Below are 19,828 nucleotides of genomic sequence, written 5' to 3' on the forward strand. Positions count from 1 at the left end.
ATGCTTAAAGTACTCTTACTCTTTATCCTGCTGATCGCCGGGATCGTCCTTGGGCCGATGCTTGCCGGTCACCAGGGATACGTGTTGATCCAGACCGACAATTACAACATCGAAACCAGCGTAACGGGTCTGGTGATCATTCTGATCCTGGGCGTTGTGGTATTGCTGGCGCTGGAGTGGATCCTGCGCCGTATTTTCCGCACCGGTGCCCATACCCGTGGCTGGTTCGTTGGCCGCAAGCGCCGTCGCGCCCGTAAGCAGACCGAGCAGGCGCTGATTAAGCTCGCCGAGGGCGACTATCAGCAGGTGGAAAAGCTGATGTCCAAAAACGCCGATCACGCCGAACAACCCGTCGTGAACTATCTGTTGGCTGCTGAAGCAGCTCAACAGCGTGGTGACGAGGCCCGCGCCAATCAGCATCTGGAGCGCGCATCGGAGATGGCGTCCGACAACCAGATCCCGGTTGAGATCACTCGCGTTCGCCTGCAGCTGGCACGTAATGAAAACCATGCGGCGCGCCACGGCGTTGACCGTCTGCTGGAAATCACTCCTCGCCACCCTGAAGTGCTGCGCCTTGCCGAGCAGGCCTATATCCGTACCGGTGCCTGGGGTTCACTGCTGGACATTATTCCTTCGATGGCGAAAGCCGACGTGGGTGATGATGAACATCGTGACGAACTCCAGCGCATGGCGTGGATTGGTTTGATGGATCAGGCGCGTGCCGATCTGGGCAGCGATGGTCTGAAAACCTGGTGGAAGAATCAGAGCCGCAAAACGCGTCAGCAGGTTCCTCTGCAGGTGGCAATGGCGGAACACCTGATTGAATGTGACGATCATGACACGGCTCAGGAGATCCTCCTCGACGGTCTGAAGCGCCAGTACGACGATCGTCTGGTCATGGTGATCCCGCGTCTGAAAACCAACAACCCTGAGCAAATCGAAAAAGTGCTGCGCCAACAGATCAAAACCGTTGGCGATCGTCCGCTGCTCTGGAGCACGCTGGGCCAGTCGCTGATGAAACACGGTGAATGGCAGGAGGCGAGCCTCGCCTTCCGTGCGGCGTTAAAACAGCGCCCGGACGCGTTTGACTACGCGTGGCTTGCCGATACGCTCGACAAGCAGCATAAACCGGAAGAAGCTGCCGCCATGCGGCGCGACGGGCTTCTGCTAACGCTACAGAACAACGGAACGCAGCAGTAATTATCAAGGAGGCCAGACGGCCTCCTTTTTTAGGCATAAAAAAACGCCTGCTATAAAAGCAGGCGTTAAAACAGGTCTGTAAGACAACATATTTGGTGCTTCACTCAACGTTATGCCCATGGTGTCTGATGAGGCCGAAGCGACATCTGTCAGTGGACGATAAGCACCGTAAATGGCTCTGCATCATTCCTGAGTTTATGAGGCACGAAGGCGAACATAAGAGATGGAATGAGCATCTACACGTATATTATTGCACGTTACATGCCAACGTTACACGAAGAAATTTTACATCGCGCAACATTTTAAGATAAAAGGAATTTCTGCTGCTAAGACCCGTCTGACGCACCATAAGATATCGGTAAAAGCGCAGAAGTGTCGTCAGAAAGAGACGGTTAAGACGCTGATGAAATATTATTTTAGTTTTCAATTAATTAAGTGTCGCTGGTTCGCGACAACAGGAAACGCGTATGTCGGGGAATGGATACAGAGGTGAAAAGCCGCAGAAAACAAAAAACCCCGCCGAAGCGGGGTTCAAAATTGGTCGGCGAGAGAGGATTCGAACCTCCGACCCACTGGTCCCAAACCAGTTGCGCTACCAAGCTGCGCTACTCGCCGATGTACTGCTTTTTGAATTTTTAGTTCAATTCATTAAAGTCGTGGTGCGAGGGGGGGGACTTGAACCCCCACGTCCGTAAGAACACTAACACCTGAAGCTAGCGCGTCTACCAATTCCGCCACCTTCGCAATTCACAACTCTTCAATAATGGGGTGGCTAATGGGATTCGAACCCACGACAACTGGAATCACAATCCAGGGCTCTACCAACTGAGCTATAGCCACCACTGTATTCTTTCACGCGGTACTGACTACTTCTCAGACCACCGCAGCTCTAGCGCCGGGACTAAAATGGCGCGCCCGACAGGATTCGAACCTGAGACCTCTGCCTCCGGAGGGCAGCGCTCTATCCAGCTGAGCTACGGGCGCTTAGCGCCGTTGCGGGGCTGGATATTACGTACCTCCGACCCCGCTGTCTAGTGCTTTTTTGAAAAAAATGCGCGTTTGGTTATGGTTTGCACATTTTGCCGCTTATTCCTCCACTTTCTGCGTGGTGGCGCGGCGCCCCAGCCCAAATAGCTTATAGGCTGCAGTGACTGCCGCCAGGAAGATCATCCCGACAAACAGCGACATGCGGGTATCATCATTAAAGTACATCCCGATTAATACGCAAATCAGGAACGCCATCGTCAAATAGTTCGCATACGGGAACAGAATCGAGCGGAACGGATGGCTGGCAATCGCCTGTTTATGCGCATGGCGGAAACGCAGCTGGCTGATTAGAATAACGAACCACGGCACCATCCCCGGCAGCACGCTGGCGCTGTAGACATAAACAAATACGCGCTGCGGATTTGGAATAATGTAGTTCAGGCATGAGCCAATCAGCAGGATGGCAATCGACACCGCCACACCCGCAACAGGCACACCCGCGCGGGACACTTTACTCATTGCCGCAGGCAATTGGTTATTCTTCGAAAGCGCATAGAGCATACGACCGCAGCTGTACATTCCGCTGTTACAGCCAGACAACGCCGCCGTCAGGACGACAAAGTTGATGATACCTGCCGCCGCCGTAATACCAATCTTCGCGAATGTTAAGACAAACGGGCTGCCTGTCGTGCCGATCTCATTCCACGGGAAGATGGTCACGATAACGAAGATCGCCCCCACATAGAAAATCAGGATACGCCACAGCACCTTACCCACTGCACTACGCAGCGTGACCTGCGGGTTCTTCGCTTCACCGGCCGTAATACCGATAAGCTCAACGCCCTGATAGGACGCGACAACGATACACAGCGCCGTCAGGAAGCCTTTCCAGCCACCAGCGAAGAAGCCGCCGTGCCCGGTCAGGTTACCGAAGCCAATCGCGTGACCACCGTTGCCAAAGCCGAAGAAAATGACGCCGAGTCCAACCACAATCATCACGATGATGGTGGTGACTTTAATCATCGCAAACCAGAACTCGATTTCACCATAAAGGCGAACGGCTGCCAGGTTTGCCATTGCCACCAGCCCCACAGCAATCAGCGCCGGTATCCACTGGACCATATCCGGGAACCAGAACTGCACATACACCCCGATCGCGGTAATCTCCGAGATACCCACCGCCATCCACATAAACCAGTATGACCAGGCAGTCAGATAGCCGAAGAACGGGCTCATGTAGCGGTGCGCATAGACGGCGAAAGAGCCGGTCACTGGCTCCAGGAAGAGCATTTCGCCCATCGAACGCATGATGAAGAAAACGAACAGGCCAGCAATAATATATGCCAGCAGAACGGATGGCCCGGCCCATTTGAGCGTGCTTGCAGAGCCCATAAACAGGCCCACACCAATAGTGCCGCCCAGCGCTATCAGTTCAATATGACGAGCTTCCAGCCCACGCTGTAGCTCCGGTTTTTTCTCTGCCATAGATCCTCGGTTGTGTTTGCTGTTTCCCGGCTTAATACCAGGTATTGTTTTTTAGGGGTACTAAAATACGGAGCGAATGGTTTCTTAAATTCTGCAAAATGGCAAACAATGCATTAAAAAAATAAATGCATTGCACAGTTTCGCAGCAGTTTTGCAGCAGTTTTGCAGGGGAGTTGCAGCGCGAACAGCATATCGCGCTACATTTTGATTACATTTTCCCGGTGTAGTGCCAGGCGAGATAACGCAGCAGACGGAGCTGGCGTTTAATACGAGTTGGTTGCGACAGCAGGCGGTACAACCACTCCAGTCCCAGGTTTTGCCATACCTTCGGCGCACGTTTTACATGGCCAGTGAAGACGTCATACGTCCCGCCGACGCCCATATAGAGGGCATCCGGGCAAACCAGACGGCAATCACGCATCAAAATTTCCTGGCGCGGTGAGCCCATCGCCACGGTGACAATTTTCGCCCCGCTGTCGCGCACGCGGTCAAAAAGCGCCTGCCGATCCTCTGGTTTAAAATAGCCGTCCTGACTACCCACAATATTAACATTCCACTGACGCCGCAGCTTCTGCTCGGTCTGCGCCAGGACCTCAGGCTTACCGCCAATAAGAAATACGGGCGTGCCTTCTGCCCCTGCACGTGCCATCAACTGTTCCCAGAGATCGGCCCCCGCGACGCGTGAAACATTAGCACCAGGAAACTTTTTGCGGATCGAGCGCACCACGCTGATACCGTCCGCGTATTTAAACTCGGCGGCGTCTATCAGACTTCTGACTTCAGCGTTATCTTCTACCGCCAGCATCTTCTCCGCATTGATGGCGACCAGCGTACCGGATTTCATCTGGCCACCCGCAAAGAGAAAATCCAGCGCGTGTTGCATATCGCGCCAGCCAATAAGCTGCAGGCCACGCAGCGCGTAGCGCGGTGCAGAGGTTGTGTCGGTCATGACTATCCTTACTCAGACTTGCGACAGCGTTCTGCTGCCCTGTGGCTCACGCTTATGCACAAGCCCTGCACTGTCAAACAGCCAGTACAGCAGTTTGGCCAGCAGCAGGCAGACGCCGAAAACGACCATGAAGAAAACCACGCGCGAGACGAAGGAATCCAGCCCCTCGCGCGCCAGAACGATCATATTGAAAATGGCACCAAAGCAGAAACTGTGCAAAATGGCGGCCTTGTAGCGGTTAGTCTCTTCGTTGCCGAGCACATAGAGCCAGTCAAACCATTTGATAATCAGCCCTACCACAACCGCGCCCGGCAGAATAAACCAGCTTCCGCCCATTACCACCAGCGAACCAATCAGCGTAGGGGAAATGGCCAGACCTGAATGGTTGTTCAGCACTTCCCAGGTGAAGTAGTTCGCTGTGTTGAGCACGGCACCCGGGCGGTCAGGCCACAGCCACGACGGGATAAACACATAGAAGTCACGCACAATGGGTGCCAGCCCCTGGAAATCGATCTTGTCGTAGTTTTGCAGCAGTAAAGCGAGGTTTTCCCACGGCGAGAAGGTATCGCGCGTGAGATACAGGAAGGTGTAAAACGCTTCGTCACCGGCCACGTTCAGTCCATAACGCTTAAGGGCCAGCCAGAACATCCCCACAATGCCAAACACGCCCGCTGCCGCCAGCATCCACAGGGAGATCCACCCGCGAATGATGCCGATAAACAGGAAGATCGCAAAGGCGATAATAATGTTGGCGCGCGTCCCACCCACAATCATGTAGGTCAGGAAACCAAAGGCGACCGTGCTCACCAGGAAGAAGAGCCAGGCCTTACTGTCCTGGCGCAGGAAAAAGATCACCAGCATTGCCGGGATGAAGAAATAGAAGAAGCGCTTAAGCGCCACGCCCGAAACTTCGGCAGAAAAAATCTGGCTGTAGGAGTGCAGCTTAAACAGCAAAAAGCCGTTATGCATGAAGAAGATCCCCACGCTGACCAGCGCGATGGTCATCAGCATAACCCACGTCAGATGGGTCTCTACCCGGTTCATGGTGAACAGTGGACGACGCGGCGCACTCGCTTTCACCGCACGCAGACGCGTTTTATAGGTGACGTAGTACACCGCATAGAAGCAGGTCGCCGACAAGAGTGCCTGGAGCAGGATTTCCGGCGGCGCGACGCTCACGTCAAAACGGAAAACCAGAATACTGGTCAGCGGAAAACCGAAGAAGAAGGTCAGAAGAAACAGTAACGAGAAGAAGACGTTAAAGTTAAAACGCACGCGGCGGAACTCAAACCAGGTCAGAGTGGCGATAAATAGCGTGCTCAGAAGCCATACCACTAACAAGCCGCTGAATTGCAACTGGCTCATGCGTTGTCTCCTGAAGCGATACGCAGCGCACGATGCCACGGCGTAAGATAGTTCGGGCTAAAGAAATCGATGGTACTTTTATCCACCAGCGCCAGTTGACGCTGAGCTTCGCGTACCACCTCCACGTTCAGGGTATCCGTGGTGAACAGCACCGGAATGTGTTGTTCAGCCATATCCTGCCAGAACGGATTATCGCGATTAAGCACACAGGGAACGCCTGCCTGAATCAGCAGGCACAGCGTGCCAATTCCCTGCTGGCGGGCAAAGATGAAATAGCCGAGATCGCACTGGCGAAGCAGCGCCAGATATTCATCAAATTCCAGCTTATCGCGCAGGATGTTCACATTCTCCGGGCTAAACAATCCCAGAGCCTGCTGGCGAACGTCATTGATGTAAGCATCATTATTGGCCGGATAGCCCATCGGCACAACGACATTTACCGTGTCGCCAAACTGCTGATGTACCGCCTTCAGCGCAGCAATATGCTCATTGCTGCGATCGCCAGAGTTACCCACCAGGATCGTCAGCTTACCCTCACGCGGCGTATCGTTTGCCATGTTATTCAGCGCCGGGTTCATGCGTGTCGGGAAATAGAGCAGCTCACCGCGAACGTTGGGGTGCTGTTTCGCGAAGTAATTGAGATCGCCACGGGTGGCGAAAACACAGCCAACCCGCCCCTGCGCCATACGCCGTAGCGGGTAGAAGAGTCGGAACTTCCAGCCGCGGGAGACTTCATAGAGATCGGCTCCCCAGATATGCCAGCTGCACTGGGAAGGTTTAATCCCGCCACTCAGAAGAGCCAGCCACAGACCGGTATTAAATTGTCCATGGAAGAAGAAGCGCTGCTCACGATCCGCTTTCGCTTTCGCGACAACTGCCTTCGCCAGTGCGGCTTTATCCGGCCAGAAGGTAAGCGTCAGCGCCGGACACATCTCGCTCAGCCCCCTGTCCTGGCCTGCAACCATAAACTCGCGTGCATCGGGATTGCCCGGGGCGAGCTCATCGTTGAAGAACCGTAAAACGGTCTGGTTATGGTGTGGGATATCCGATCCCAGTATGTGAATCAGTGCAGTCATGCGCGTTTACGCCAAAGTAAAAATACGCCGCAACAGGCAGCGAAATAAACGATATAGGTTGCCATATAGGCCTGAGCCGCCCCCAGTGCACCGTGTGCCGGGATCAGCCAGTGTGAGAACGCCGTCAGGAGCGTAAACTGGCTTATCTCTGCCAGGATATACAAACGCAGCGAGGCTTTCGCAATCACCAGATACCCGAATACGTAAGCGCCTACTTTCAGTACATCCCCCACCAGCTGCCAGGCAAACAGATCGCGCATGGCGATGAATTTCGCCGAAAAGAGCAGCCAGATGGCGACATCGCGCAATAACCACACGGTAAAACTGGCCGCCGCCACGGCGGGAAGTACAAAACGCAGCGAGCGGGTAATCTCGCGGGTAATATCCTGTCGGGAGCTCAGACGCGATAAGGTTGGCAGCAACCAGACGCTAAAGGAAGCCGTTATAAATTGGAGGTAGGCGTCAGAAATGCTGCTTACGCCCTGCCAAATTCCCACTTCATCCCAGCTGTAATGCGCCGCCAGCAGGTTTCGCATCATCACGTAAGCCACCGGCAGCGTAACAGAGGTAATGAGCGCCATCAGGGTAAATTTACCCAGTTGACCCGCCAGCACCTTGTCCCATTGCGGTTTCAGGTAGCTTAAGGGGATAACGCCACGACGCATCAGCATAAACGCCGCCGGAACGACCACTAACGCAGGTACCAGCGCCAGACCCAGCAGCGCGCCTTCATACCCGCCCAGGCGGTAGCAGAAGTAATAGGCGATAACACCTATAACGCTGCCCAGGATCAGCGCAAGCGCGTTCCCGGCAGCATCACGAAACCCTTTCATCAGCGCCAGTAGCAGGTTAGCCCACGCGATCCCCATCTGAACCAGAGCGACCAGACGCACCAGCCCTTCATAATGCGTGTGTCCAAACAGCCCCTGGCTAATGGGGGCCGCCGCCAGCAGAAACACCGCGGCCAGCAGAGTAGAGAAACCTAACACCATCGCCGACGATGTGCCGACGACTTTGCGCAGCTGCGCTGCGTCATCCTGATGCTGTGCAACGTATTTCGTAACGCCGTTGAAGATCCCGGCGCCGGCCAATACCCCAAGGACGGTGACAAGCTGGCGGAAATTACCCGCCAGTCCCACCCCAGAAGGGCCGAATGAGACGGCCAGCAGCTTGACGACCAGCAGCCCGGCGCCAATTTTTACAAGCGTGGACGCGGCGGTCCACACCGATGCTTTTGCCAGAGACATATCAGCCGAAATAGCTCAGAAGGGTATTAATCACCGTACGCTGGTTAACCGGCGCGAGGTTGTAGAACAGTGGCAAGCGAAGCAAACGCTCACTTTCTTTCGTGGTATAGCGGTCTTCACCCGCGAATGTCCCGAACGCTTCACCGGCCGGGCTGGAGTGCAGCGGAATGTAGTGGAACACCGCCATAATCTCAGCCTCTTTCAGCCAGGCAATCAGCTTGCTGCGATCGTCGTTATCGCGCAGTTTGATGTAGAACATATGGGCATTGTGGACGCAGTCTGCTGGAATGGTCGGCAGCGCAATACGCCCGGCTTTTGCCAGCGGTGCCAGCGCGTCGTAATAGGTCTGCCACAGGGACAAACGCTGCAGGTTAATGCGCTCTGCCGCCTCCAGCTGTGCCCACAGATACGCCGCCTGCAGATCCGCCATCAGATAGCTTGAGCCAATATCGCGCCAGGTATACTTATCAACCTGGCCACGGAAGAACTGGCTGCGGTTGGTGCCTTTTTCGCGGATCACTTCCGCACGCTCAACCAGCGCGCGGTCGTTAATCAGCGTCGCGCCGCCTTCACCACCTGCGGTATAGTTTTTGGTTTCGTGGAAGCTAAAGCAGCCGATATGGCCGATGGTGCCGAGCGCGCGTCCTTTGTAGGTGGACATCACGCCCTGAGCGGCATCTTCCACCACAAACAGGTTATGCTTTTTCGCGAGCGCCATAATGGTGTCCATTTCACAGGCCACGCCCGCGTAATGGACCGGAACAATCGCCCGCGTTTTATCAGTGATCGCCGCTTCAATCAGCGTTTCATCGATATTCATGGTGTCCGGACGAATATCCACAAAGACGATTTTCGCCCCGCGTAACACAAACGCGTTCGCCGTGGAGACGAAGGTGTAGCTCGGCATAATCACTTCATCACCGGGCTGAATATCGAGCAGCAGCGCAGCCATTTCCAGCGACGCCGTACAGGAAGGGGTCAGCAGCACTTTAGCGCTGTGAAAACGCTGTTCCATCCACTGCTGGCAGCGACGGGTAAACCCACCATCACCACAGAGTTTGCCGCTGCCCATAGCAGACTGCATATAGTCGAGTTCGGTTCCCACGACGGGTGGTGCGTTAAATGGAATCATCTTGTCACCTGTATAACCAGTAGGCGGTGGCGTCGATGTTGGCACCACTCGCAATATAACGTTTAAGCGCAGCGGTGTTGCCCATCTGGGTTGCCACCCGCAGCGTCGAGACCTGTTGCTGCTGCGCCCAGTGTAGCGCCGCCTGCATGAGTTTCTCGCCCATACCCCGGCCAGCTAATAAGCCGATACGCGCCTCGCGCTCGTTGAGCTTGCGAAGCGAAACAAAACCCTGGATCTGGCCGTCCGCCGCGCGGAACACCAGACAAACATGATCGAACGTCCCTTTTACCGCATTCTCAATCCACTGGGCATAGAAACGTCCGCTGTCCTCAGGTGCATACCAGGGGGCACGAAAGCGGCTGCGGGCAAACGCCTGCGCTGCCATTTCGCGCAGCACCGGGATATCCTGCTCAGCGGCAACTTCCGCGCCTGGCGCCTCATGCCGGGTTAGCGTAATGGCAAGATCCACTTCGCCTTCCACCAGCTGAAAACCGTGTTGCTGAAGCGCATCAAGCAGGTCGGCGCGGTCCGCCGGGATCTTCGCCTGTACCCGCTGCCAGACGCGAAAGTCGGCGTCAGTCAGTGCCGGTGCAGTTTCGCGCAAACGCAGAATGGCTGAAGGCAGGCCAAAAAAATGGCTCTCCCACTCAAGGGACTCAAGCATCCCGTTCAGGTTGCTCAACGCCAGACACCTTTGGTATCAACAATGTAACGCTGCTGTACGGCATCAGCGGGGGTCGCTTTAAACTCTTTATGATCCACCAGCAGCACCAGTACGTCCGCCGTGGCCAGCGCGTCATCCAGCGCGGTAAGCGTGCAGTGCCCCGCCAGTTTTGCCGGCAGTTCATGAATATTCGGCTCGACTACCAGCGTTTCGCCCGTGTGCCATTGGGCAATCATCTCAGCAATTTCCATCGCCGGGCTTTCGCGCAGATCGTCGATGTTAGGTTTGAATGCCAGGCCAAAACAGGCAATTTTCAGTTCGCTGGCCCGTTTGCCACTCTCAGCCAGACAATCTGCCACCGTGGTTTTAACCTGGTTGAGAACCCAGTGTGGCTTGCTGTCGTTAACTTCACGCGCGGTGCGGATCAGGCGTGCCTGATCGGGGTTTTGCGCCACGATAAACCATGGATCGACGGCGATACAGTGACCGCCTACGCCCGGGCCTGGCTGCAGAATGTTAACGCGCGGATGACGATTCGCCAGGCTGATTAATTCCCAGACGTTAATCCCCTGATCGGCACAAATGAGCGACAGTTCGTTGGCAAAAGCGATGTTCACGTCGCGGAAGCTGTTTTCCGTCAGTTTGCACATTTCTGCGGTACGGGAGTTCGTCACCACGCATTCGCCTTCGAGGAAAATCTTGTACAGCGCGCTGGCACGAGCGGAACAAACAGGCGTCATCCCGCCAATCACGCGGTCATTTTTAATCAGTTCGACCATCACCTGCCCCGGCAGCACGCGCTCCGGACAGTAGGCGATATTGATATCGGCCTGCTCTCCCGCCTGCTGCGGGAAGCTTAAATCCGGCCGGGCTTCTGCCAGCCACTGTGCCATCTGCTCGGTTGCGCCAACCGGAGAAGTGGACTCCAGGATCACCAGCGCCCCTTTCTTGAGCACAGGTGCAATAGATTTCGCAGCGGCCTCTACGTAGACCATGTCGGGTTCATGGTCGCCTTTGAATGGCGTCGGCACAGCAATGAGATAAGCATCGGCTTCAACCGGCGTGGTACTGGCGCGCAGGAATCCCCCATCAACGGCCTCTTTGACCACGCGGTCGAGATCGGGCTCCACAATATGGATTTCGCCACGGTTAATGGTTTCCACCGCGCGCGCATTGATATCCACGCCTACAACCTGTTTTTGACGAGAGGCAAATGCTGCCGCAGTAGGCAAGCCAATATAGCCAAGACCAATGACAGAGATGGTAGTAAAACTCATAGCGATACCCGATTGTGTTTAAGTGCATGCAAAATACGGCCACAAGCCAGCCCATCACCGTACGGGTTATGGGCCCGGCTCATCGCCTGATACGCTTCTTCGTCGTGCAGCAGGTGTGTCACTTCATCGACGATACGCTGCTTATCCGTGCCGACCAGACGCACCGTGCCCGCTTTTACCGCCTCCGGGCGCTCGGTGGTTTCACGCATTACCAGCACCGGCTTGCCGAGTGAAGGTGCTTCTTCCTGAATACCGCCTGAATCGGTGAGGATCAGCCAGGCATGATTCATAAGCCAGACAAACGGCATGTAGTCCTGCGGCTCAATCAGAAGGACATTTTCAACATGCCCCAGAATGCGGTTGACCGGCTCGCTGACGTTAGGGTTGAGATGCACCGGATAGACAATCTGCACATCTTTGTTTTGCGCGGCGATTTCAGCCAGCGCATGACAGATTTGCTCGAAACCCCGGCCAAAGCTTTCACGACGGTGGCCGGTGACAAGAATGGTTTTTTTGCCGTTGTTCAGGAACGGGTAACGCGCAGCGAGTTCTGCCTGAAGTTCGTTGTTAGCCAGCACACGGTCACGCACCCAAATCAGGGCATCGATAACCGTATTGCCGGTCACAAAGATTTTATTGTCGGCGATATTTTCACACAGCAAGTTCTGGCGCGAATTTTCGGTGGGTGCAAAGTGGTACATCGCCAGGTGCCCGGTAAGCGTGCGGTTGGCTTCTTCCGGCCACGGCGAGTAAAGATTGCCGGTGCGCAGGCCCGCTTCAACGTGGCCGACAGGAATACGTTGATAAAACGCAGCCATGCTGGCCGCCACAGTGGTGGTGGTGTCGCCATGCACCAACACAACATCAGGCTTAAAGGATTCCAGAATGGGCTTAAGCTCTTGCAAGATACGGCAGGTAATCTCCGTTAATCCCTGCCCCGGCTTCATAATATTCAGATCGAAGTCCGGGACGATGGAAAAGAGCGTTAAAACCTGATCGAGCATCTCCCGGTGTTGCGCCGTAACGCACACTTTCGCTTCAATATCAGGATCGCTGGCCAGCGCATGCACCAGAGGCGCCATCTTGATGGCCTCCGGCCTGGTACCAAATACGGTAAGTACTTTCACATCGATTCTCTTCGATTAGGCGATGAAGGCCGTGGCCTTCATCGTCAATGGCGTTCTTAATTTGTGCGACGACGTGTTAACGCCACGCCAGCGCCCGTCAGTGCGCCTACAATCCCCCACATGATCATCAGGAATGCACGACGTGGGCTATCGCGTTTTACAGGTTCTTCAGGCGTTCGCAAATAACGATAGGTCTGAAAACGCGGGTCCAGCGTTGGACCTACATTCAGGGTGTTGAGCATGGCGCGGTTTTGATCGTAGTCGAGGTCAAAATCAGGGCCAACGGCCTGTAGGTTTTCCAGACGAGCCTGCAGCATTGGACGACCAAGCAGGAACATTTCAGAATCAGGCAGTTCATCCGCCGGAACGTCCGTTTCGCTGCGAGAAATATTGTGCTGTTCCGCAATTTTGAGTGCCTGTTCAATGTTATGAACACGGCGGGAGAATATGGCTTTAGCCACCTCTTCCTGACGTTTTACCTGCGCTTTCATCTGGATGGTACGGGCCGCCCAGGCGCCTTTGAGTTCTTCATTAAGATGACTTGCGGCGCGCTGGCTGGCAAAAGCGACATACTGGCGCAACAGGTTATTGGCATCCGGCGCCGTCTCTGCAATCAGTTTGACGCTGTCATTAACATTACGCAGCGCATCGCCCGGCATAAACTGAATATTGTTAATCAGGTCATCCAGCAGCGCGGCATCGGCTTTGCTGTTGCCCACCATGCGTTGCTTGTAATAATCCGTCTGGCTCCAGAAATCACGACGCGTGTCCCAGGAGGCCAGCTGCATGACAAACTCTTTATACGCCTCATCCATGACGGAAGCCTGATCGGGCGTCGCCAGATTTGCCTTGATATCCAGGTTGCGCAGGAACTGCTGCTGGGAATAGTATCCCCCCAACATGTTAACAGTGGGTTTGTCAGTTATCGCCGTTGCACTCCATTCCTGTTTTGCAAAAAAGGTATACGCGAGTGCAACTAACGCGAAGCCCAGTGCAATGCCTGCAATCCACAGTTTTCCGGCCCATAAAGTGCGAAACAAGCCACGTATATCCAGCTCATTCTCGGTCATCTCTGATTTTGCTCCCACCAACGGTTGAGTCATCACAATCCCAGTTTATTTAGTTAAAGTCGGATTATTACCACTATTTCGACGCATCCTGCGTTTTACACGCTTAATGAAACGAGCGACTTTCCATGCGCGTTTAATGCAATAGCCATACAGAGAAAACGCTAGCAAGAACAGTACCAACATAACCCACTCAGGTACAAACTGTACGTATTCTGCTGCCACACCAATTCCCGCCAGAATAGCAGCAGCCAGTGTAATAAGTACAAATGCCTGACGGGAAGTGAACCCGGCTCGCATGATTAAATGATGAATATGCTGGCGGTCAGCGGAGAACGGACTCATCCCTTTACGCAATCGGCGATACATAATCGCAACCATATCCATCAATGGGATGGCAATGATCCATAACGCGGTTACCGGGCTAATGGGATGGACTTTACCCTGTGTGGTTTCCAGCAAGATCCAGATGATTGTAAAGCCGATCAGAGTGCTACCGGCATCACCCATAAACACTTTATATCGGCGGCCTAACGCTCCCAGATTTAATAAGATATAAGGAAGGATGGCCGCGATCATGGCAAAACACCACATGGCCAGGCTGTATTGACCGTCAAACCATAAAATGAAACCGATAGCAGCAAATGAGACGCAGGACAATCCACCGAGCAAGCCATCTATGCCGTCCACCATGTTGAATGCGTTTATTGCAACCCATACAGCAAATAGTGTCAGGAAATAGCCAAACGGGCCCAGTAACATCTCCCACGACCCAAAAATATAGCCGAGGCTGCTTAGATGAAGCTTTGCGAACACCATCATAGCAATGCCGACCGCAGCCTGAACGATAGCGCGAATTTTGACACTGATGTCGTAACGATCGTCGAGCGCCCCAACCAAAACCAACACCGTCGCACACATCAGGTACAACTTAACATGCGGAACATAGTAGTCAGCAATGGTGAAGGTGAAGCAAAGGCCAGCAAAAACAGAGATTCCCCCTACGAGAGGGATCATCCCCTGATGGCGCTTCCGGAAGTTGGGTTTATCCACTAACCCCAGATATTTCGCCACCTTACGTGCAAAAAACAGAAAGCAGGTGGTGAATAAAAAAATACTGGTTAGTTCAGTAAACGTATCAAGTAGGTCCACAATGGATGTTCTCAACAAATGTTAGTCGCGGAAGTATAACCATGAAGGCGCAAAGCCTGAAGGCATAAAGCAAACCTCTAACAACCCCATTTGTTTATTATTCAGACAATTAATGTTTTTACTGTGCCAATAGTCTTAATTGTCGCACCGACCGGTCAAAATTGGGAGTGTGTGGTAATAGCGTATAGTCCATAAAAGAAAAACGCCACGTAAAAACGTGGCGTTCACTGGCTTTATTTGCGTTACGAGCGCTTCATCATGTCGAAGAAATCGTCGTTGGTTTTGGTCATCGCCAGTTTGTTAATGAGGAATTCCATTGCATCAATTTCACCCATTGGGTGGATAATTTTGCGCAGGATCCACATTTTCTGCAGCTCTTCCTGAGTGGTGAGCAGCTCTTCCTTACGGGTACCGGAACGGTTGTAGTCGATAGCCGGGAAGACACGTTTTTCTGCAATCTTACGAGAGAGGTGCAGTTCCATGTTACCTGTCCCTTTAAACTCTTCGTAGATCACTTCGTCCATTTTGGAGCCGGTATCGATAAGAGCCGTCGCGATGATGGTCAGGCTACCGCCCTCTTCCACATTACGTGCAGCACCGAAGAAGCGCTTCGGACGATGCAGGGCGTTGGCATCCACACCACCGGTCAGTACTTTACCGGAAGCCGGAACCACGGTGTTGTAGGCACGCGCCAGACGGGTGATGGAGTCGAGCAGAATGATAACGTCTTTCTTGTGCTCAACCAGGCGTTTCGCCTTCTCAATAACCATTTCCGCAACCTGAACGTGACGGGATGCCGGTTCGTCAAAGGTCGACGCCACAACTTCACCTTTCACCAGACGCTGCATCTCGGTCACTTCTTCCGGACGTTCGTCAATCAGCAGTACCATTAGCACACAGTCTGGGTGGTTGTAGGCAATGCTCTGCGCGATGTTCTGCAGCAGCATGGTTTTACCCGCTTTTGGCGGTGCCACAATCAGACCACGTTGACCACGACCAATTGGCGAAGCCAGATCCAGCACGCGCGCGGTTAAGTCTTCGGTAGAACCGTTACCACGCTCCATACGCAGACGAGAGTTCGCATGCAGCGGCGTTAAGTTCTCGAAGAGGATCTTATTACGCGAGTTTTCCGGTTTGTCGTAGTTAACTTCGTTAACTTTCAACAGCGCAAAGTAGCGTTCACCCTCTTTTGGAGGACGAATCTTACCTGAAATGGTGTCACCAGTGCGGAGGTTGAAACGGCGGATTTGGCTGGGGGATACGTAGATGTCGTCAGGGCCGGCGAGGTAGGAGCTGTCTGCAGAGCGGAGGAAACCAAATCCGTCTTGCAATATCTCCAGCACACCGTCGCCAAAGATATCTTCGCCACTCTTAGCGTGCTGCTTCAGGATGGCGAAAATGATGTCCTGCTTGCGCATACGAGCCTGGTTTTCCAGTCCCATATTTTCGCCGAGAGTGATCAGCTCAGAAACCGGCGTATTCTTTAATTCGGTAAGATTCATAATGGTGTGGGTTCTTAAACTCGGGGTGATTCTCGAACTTAATGTTGTGAATGGTATGGCAGGGTCATCCATGCCTGTTTAGCGGCCATCAACTCATGTCTGTTCGCTGTCTGGTCACAGGGAAAGAACGCAGATCTGAAACGACAAGACGGATTGAGTGACAAGCCCGGAATTTAGCCACTTCACGCACTGTTTATGTTAACAACGGGAAGTTTCGGGTAAAACAAGATTCAAACAACAAGATATGTTTAAAACGAAGTCATAGCTAACTTAGCACGACTTAAGCCGGGCGTCCAGAGTTGCACATCATTTTGGCCTCTGGACGCGCAGCGGAGAAACCTTACGCCAGGTTAGCGTCGAGGAACTCTTTCAGTTGACCTTTGGACAGTGCGCCCACTTTGGTCGCCGCCACTTCGCCGTTTTTAAACAGCAGCAGGGTCGGGATGCCACGGATGCCGTATTTTGGCGCGGTACCCGGGTTCTGGTCGATGTTCAGCTTGGCAACGGTCAGTTTGCCCTGATATTCGTCAGCGATCTCATCCAGAATCGGGGCGATCATTTTGCAAGGACCACACCATTCAGCCCAGAAATCGACGAGGGTCAGCCCGTCAGCCTTAAGTACGTCCGTGTCAAAACTGTCGTCAGTCAGGTGAATAATTTTATCGCTCATATATAACTCCACAGGAATAAGCCTGGTGCGTTGGTTTCGCCTTCATCAACGACGTGTTGATGTCGCATTAACCAACTAAAGGTTGACTTTATTTCACCGGATACGCTTTCGTAAAGCAATAGTAAGCTGATATTCTACCACACTATGAGCAAAACACATTTAACAGAACAGAAGTTTTCCGACTTCGCCCTGCACCCAAAAGTGATTGAATCCCTTGAAAATAAAGGGTTTCATAACTGCACGCCCATTCAGGCTCTCGCCCTGCCGCTGACGCTGGCCGGTCGTGACGTAGCAGGGCAGGCGCAAACCGGTACTGGCAAAACGATGGCGTTTTTAACGTCAACGTTTCACTATTTACTTTCTCATCCAGCGATTGCAGACCGCAAAGTTAACCAGCCGCGCGCGCTTATCATGGCTCCGACGCGAGAACTGGCGGTACAGATCCACGCAGACGCTGAACCTCTGACGCAGGCGACCGGCCTGAAGATTGGCCTGGCTTACGGCGGCGATGGCTACGATAAGCAGCTGAAAGTGCTGGAAAGCGGCGTGGATATCCTGATCGGTACCACTGGCCGTCTTATCGATTATGCAAAACAGAATCACATTAACCTCGGCGCAATCCAGGTTGTGGTGCTGGATGAAGCCGACCGCATGTACGATCTGGGCTTTATCAAAGACATCCGCTGGCTGTTCCGTCGCATGCCCCCAGCGAACCAGCGTCTGAACATGCTGTTCTCCGCTACCCTTTCTTATCGCGTACGCGAGCTGGCGTTCGAGCAGATGAACAACGCCGAATATGTGGAAGTGGAGCCGGAGCAGAAAACAGGTCACCGCATTAAAGAAGAGCTCTTCTATCCTTCCAATGAAGAGAAAATGCGCCTGCTGCAAACGCTGATCGAAGAAGAGTGGCCAGATCGCGCCATTATCTTCGCGAACACCAAACACCGCTGTGAAGATATCTGGGGCCATCTGGCTGCGGATGGTCACCGTGTGGGTCTGCTGACCGGCGATGTGGCACAGAAAAAACGCCTGCGTATTCTCGACGAATTTACCCGTGGCGATCTCGATATTCTGGTCGCAACCGACGTGGCCGCGCGTGGTCTGCACATTCCCGCCGTCACGCACGTCTTCAACTATGACCTGCCGGATGACTGCGAAGACTACGTACACCGCATTGGTCGTACCGGTCGCGCAGGTGCAAGCGGTCACTCCATTAGCCTTGCGTGTGAAGAATATGCGCTGAATCTCCCGGCGATTGAGGCCTACATTGGTCACTCTATTCCACAGAGTAAATACAATCCGGATGCGCTGTTAAGCGAACTGCCGCCGCCTAAGCGCCTTACCCGCGCCCGCTCCGGCAATGGCCCGCGTCGTTCTGGCGCACCGCGTAATCGTCGTCGTTCAGGTTAAGAAAATATGCTCAGCTCCACCTCGCTTTATGCGGCAATTGATCTCGGTTCGAATAGTTTTCATATGCTGGTTGTGCGCGAGGTGGCGGGAAGCATACAAACGCTGACGCGCATTAAGCGCAAGGTCCGCCTCGCGGCGGGCCTGAGCAGCGATAATTATCTCTCTCCCGAAGCCATGGAACGTGGCTGGCAGTGTCTGCGTCTCTTTGCCGAACGCCTGCAGGATATTCCCCATTCGCAAATTACCGTTGTCGCCACCGCGACGCTACGCCTGGCAGTCAATGCCGTGGATTTTATTGCCAAAGCGCAGGAAATTCTCGGGTGCCCGGTTCAGGTTATCAGCGGTGAAGAAGAAGCACGTCTGATCTATCAGGGTGTTGCGCACACGACGGGCGGCGACGATCGCCGTCTGGTCGTCGATATCGGGGGTGCCAGCACCGAGCTCGTCACCGGCACGGGCGCGCAGGCGACCTCGCTGTTCAGCCTGTCGATGGGCTGTGTGACCTGGCTTGAGCGCTACTTTGCCGATCGAAATCTGGGTAAAGAGAACTTCGACGAAGCGGAAAATGCCGCCCGCGAGGTGTTACGTCCGGTAATGGACGAACTGCGCTATCACGGCTGGAAAGTCTGCGTGGGTGCGTCAGGTACCGTGCAGGCGTTGCAGGAAATCATGATGGCCCAGGGGATGGACGAGCGGATCACGCTTACCAAGCTCCAGCAGTTAAAACAGCGCGCGATTCAATGTGGTCGCCTGGAAGAGCTGGAAATAGAAGGCCTGACGCTGGAACGCGCGCTGGTCTTCCCGAGCGGCCTGGCCATTTTGATCGCCATTTTTACCGAGCTGAACATCCAGTGTATGACACTGGCCGGTGGTGCGCTGCGTGAAGGGCTGGTCTACGGAATGCTGCATCTTTCGGTTGATCAGGACATCCGCACCCGAACCCTGCGTAACGTACAGCGTCGCTTTATTGTCGATACCGATCAAGCGCAACGGGTAGGTCAGCTGGCATCACTGTTTGCCGATCAGGTAAAAAACAGCTGGGATATTGACCCGTTGAGCCGCGATCTGCTGCTAAGTGCCTGCGCGCTGCATGAAATTGGGCTGAGCGTCGAGTATAAGCAGGCGCCGCTGCACGCAGCCTGGCTGGTGCGTAATCTCGATCTGCCGGGCTACACGCCGGCACAAAAGAAGCTGCTGGCAACGTTACTGTTGAACCAGACCAACGCCGTTGACCTCTCCTCGTTACATCAGCAAAACGCTGTGCCGCCACGCGTGGCCGAGCATCTGTGCCGCCTGCTGCGTCTGGCAATTCTGTTTGCCAGCCGACGTCGCGATGATTTGCTGCCCAATATTCATCTGGTGGCGGATGACGAAAGGCTGTCTCTGACGCTGCCGGAAAACTGGATTGATAATCACCCGCTTGGGGCAGAGATGATTGAGCAAGAGTGCCAGTGGCAGAGCTATGTCCACTGGGCGCTTGAAGTGAAGTAACACGCTGTGCATTGCCGGGCGGCGGCT

The 19,828-nt window shown here is 54.1% G+C and carries 16 protein-coding genes and 4 tRNA genes; 3 read left to right on the plus strand and 17 right to left on the minus strand.

Annotated features, from left to right (window positions below):
- The gene (hemY, locus tag ACOTX3_RS17475; RefSeq protein ID WP_013099267.1) at nucleotides 1-1,200 is read left to right on the plus strand and encodes a protoheme IX biogenesis protein HemY; all 1,200 of its coding nucleotides are present in this window, start codon (nucleotides 1-3) and stop codon (nucleotides 1,198-1,200) included.
- Nucleotides 1,201-1,738: 538 nt separating this feature from the next.
- On the opposite strand, the gene ACOTX3_RS17480 is transcribed toward hemY, so the two are convergent.
- From ACOTX3_RS17480 to trxA, 17 genes are all read right to left on the minus strand, one after another.
- Nucleotides 1,739-1,815: transfer RNA gene (locus tag ACOTX3_RS17480), tRNA-Pro, on the minus strand.
- A 42-nt stretch (nucleotides 1,816-1,857) separates the two neighbouring features.
- Nucleotides 1,858-1,944: transfer RNA gene (locus ACOTX3_RS17485), tRNA-Leu, on the minus strand.
- Nucleotides 1,945-1,964: 20 nt separating this feature from the next.
- Nucleotides 1,965-2,040 (minus strand) — tRNA-His (locus ACOTX3_RS17490).
- Nucleotides 2,041-2,107: 67 nt separating this feature from the next.
- Nucleotides 2,108-2,184, minus strand: a tRNA-Arg gene (locus ACOTX3_RS17495).
- A 102-nt stretch (nucleotides 2,185-2,286) separates the two neighbouring features.
- Nucleotides 2,287-3,672 carry a bifunctional threonine/serine APC transporter ThrP gene (thrP, locus tag ACOTX3_RS17500; RefSeq protein ID WP_038420798.1) on the minus strand — a complete coding sequence of 462 codons (1,386 nt, stop codon included), beginning with the start codon at nucleotides 3,670-3,672 and terminating at the stop codon, nucleotides 2,287-2,289.
- A 208-nt stretch (nucleotides 3,673-3,880) separates the two neighbouring features.
- Nucleotides 3,881-4,621: a lipopolysaccharide N-acetylmannosaminouronosyltransferase gene (gene wecG / locus ACOTX3_RS17505; protein WP_023619874.1), complete on the minus strand. Its 741-nt coding sequence runs from the start codon at nucleotides 4,619-4,621 to the stop codon at nucleotides 3,881-3,883.
- Nucleotides 4,622-4,633: 12 nt separating this feature from the next.
- The gene (wzyE, locus tag ACOTX3_RS17510; RefSeq protein WP_014833719.1) at nucleotides 4,634-5,986 is read right to left on the minus strand and encodes an ECA oligosaccharide polymerase; all 1,353 of its coding nucleotides are present in this window, start codon (nucleotides 5,984-5,986) and stop codon (nucleotides 4,634-4,636) included.
- On the minus strand, nucleotides 5,983-7,062 hold the full coding sequence (locus ACOTX3_RS17515) for a TDP-N-acetylfucosamine:lipid II N-acetylfucosaminyltransferase (protein ID WP_013099271.1): 1,080 nt from the start codon (nucleotides 7,060-7,062) through the stop codon (nucleotides 5,983-5,985). Before ACOTX3_RS17515 ends, wzyE begins: the two co-directional genes overlap by 4 nt.
- Nucleotides 7,059-8,309 carry a lipid III flippase WzxE gene (wzxE, locus tag ACOTX3_RS17520; RefSeq protein WP_013099272.1) on the minus strand — a complete coding sequence of 417 codons (1,251 nt, stop codon included), beginning with the start codon at nucleotides 8,307-8,309 and terminating at the stop codon, nucleotides 7,059-7,061. Before wzxE ends, ACOTX3_RS17515 begins: the two co-directional genes overlap by 4 nt.
- A 1-nt stretch (nucleotide 8,310) precedes the next feature.
- Entirely contained in the window at nucleotides 8,311-9,441 is a 1,131-nt protein-coding gene (rffA, locus tag ACOTX3_RS17525; protein WP_048971965.1) for a dTDP-4-amino-4,6-dideoxygalactose transaminase, read from the minus strand.
- A 4-nt stretch (nucleotides 9,442-9,445) separates the two neighbouring features.
- Nucleotides 9,446-10,123: a dTDP-4-amino-4,6-dideoxy-D-galactose acyltransferase gene (gene rffC / locus ACOTX3_RS17530; protein WP_023621145.1), complete on the minus strand. Its 678-nt coding sequence runs from the start codon at nucleotides 10,121-10,123 to the stop codon at nucleotides 9,446-9,448.
- Entirely contained in the window at nucleotides 10,120-11,382 is a 1,263-nt protein-coding gene (gene wecC, locus ACOTX3_RS17535; protein WP_038420803.1) for a UDP-N-acetyl-D-mannosamine dehydrogenase, read from the minus strand. The genes rffC and wecC overlap by 4 nt, the downstream gene beginning before the upstream one ends.
- A complete protein-coding gene (gene wecB / locus ACOTX3_RS17540; RefSeq protein ID WP_065187059.1) occupies nucleotides 11,379-12,509 on the minus strand; it encodes a non-hydrolyzing UDP-N-acetylglucosamine 2-epimerase in 1,131 nt (376 codons plus the stop codon). The genes wecC and wecB overlap by 4 nt, the downstream gene beginning before the upstream one ends.
- A 56-nt stretch (nucleotides 12,510-12,565) precedes the next feature.
- The gene (gene wzzE / locus ACOTX3_RS17545; RefSeq protein ID WP_038985276.1) at nucleotides 12,566-13,612 is read right to left on the minus strand and encodes an ECA polysaccharide chain length modulation protein; all 1,047 of its coding nucleotides are present in this window, start codon (nucleotides 13,610-13,612) and stop codon (nucleotides 12,566-12,568) included.
- A gap of 12 nt (nucleotides 13,613-13,624) precedes the next feature.
- A complete protein-coding gene (gene wecA / locus ACOTX3_RS17550; RefSeq protein WP_058678773.1) occupies nucleotides 13,625-14,728 on the minus strand; it encodes a UDP-N-acetylglucosamine--undecaprenyl-phosphate N-acetylglucosaminephosphotransferase in 1,104 nt (367 codons plus the stop codon).
- Between the two features lie 242 nt (nucleotides 14,729-14,970).
- Nucleotides 14,971-16,230, minus strand: a complete 1,260-nt coding sequence (gene rho / locus ACOTX3_RS17555; RefSeq protein ID WP_001054528.1) for a transcription termination factor Rho — start codon at nucleotides 16,228-16,230, stop codon at nucleotides 14,971-14,973.
- A 340-nt stretch (nucleotides 16,231-16,570) separates the two neighbouring features.
- Complete coding sequence (gene trxA / locus ACOTX3_RS17560) at nucleotides 16,571-16,900, minus strand: thioredoxin TrxA (RefSeq protein ID WP_004386384.1); 330 nt, start codon at nucleotides 16,898-16,900, stop codon at nucleotides 16,571-16,573.
- A 144-nt stretch (nucleotides 16,901-17,044) separates the two neighbouring features.
- Here trxA and rhlB point away from each other — a divergent pair, with 144 nt between their 5' ends.
- Together rhlB and gppA are read left to right on the plus strand one after the other, a co-directional pair.
- A complete protein-coding gene (gene rhlB, locus ACOTX3_RS17565; protein ID WP_058678774.1) occupies nucleotides 17,045-18,310 on the plus strand; it encodes an ATP-dependent RNA helicase RhlB in 1,266 nt (421 codons plus the stop codon).
- Between the two features lie 6 nt (nucleotides 18,311-18,316).
- Nucleotides 18,317-19,801: a guanosine-5'-triphosphate,3'-diphosphate diphosphatase gene (gppA, locus tag ACOTX3_RS17570; RefSeq protein ID WP_013099280.1), complete on the plus strand. Its 1,485-nt coding sequence runs from the start codon at nucleotides 18,317-18,319 to the stop codon at nucleotides 19,799-19,801.
- Nucleotides 19,802-19,828: the final 27 nt, after the last annotated feature.

This window comes from Enterobacter cloacae complex sp. IR5384, from assembly GCF_049237265.1.
Lineage (GTDB): Bacteria > Pseudomonadota > Gammaproteobacteria > Enterobacterales > Enterobacteriaceae > Enterobacter > Enterobacter cloacae.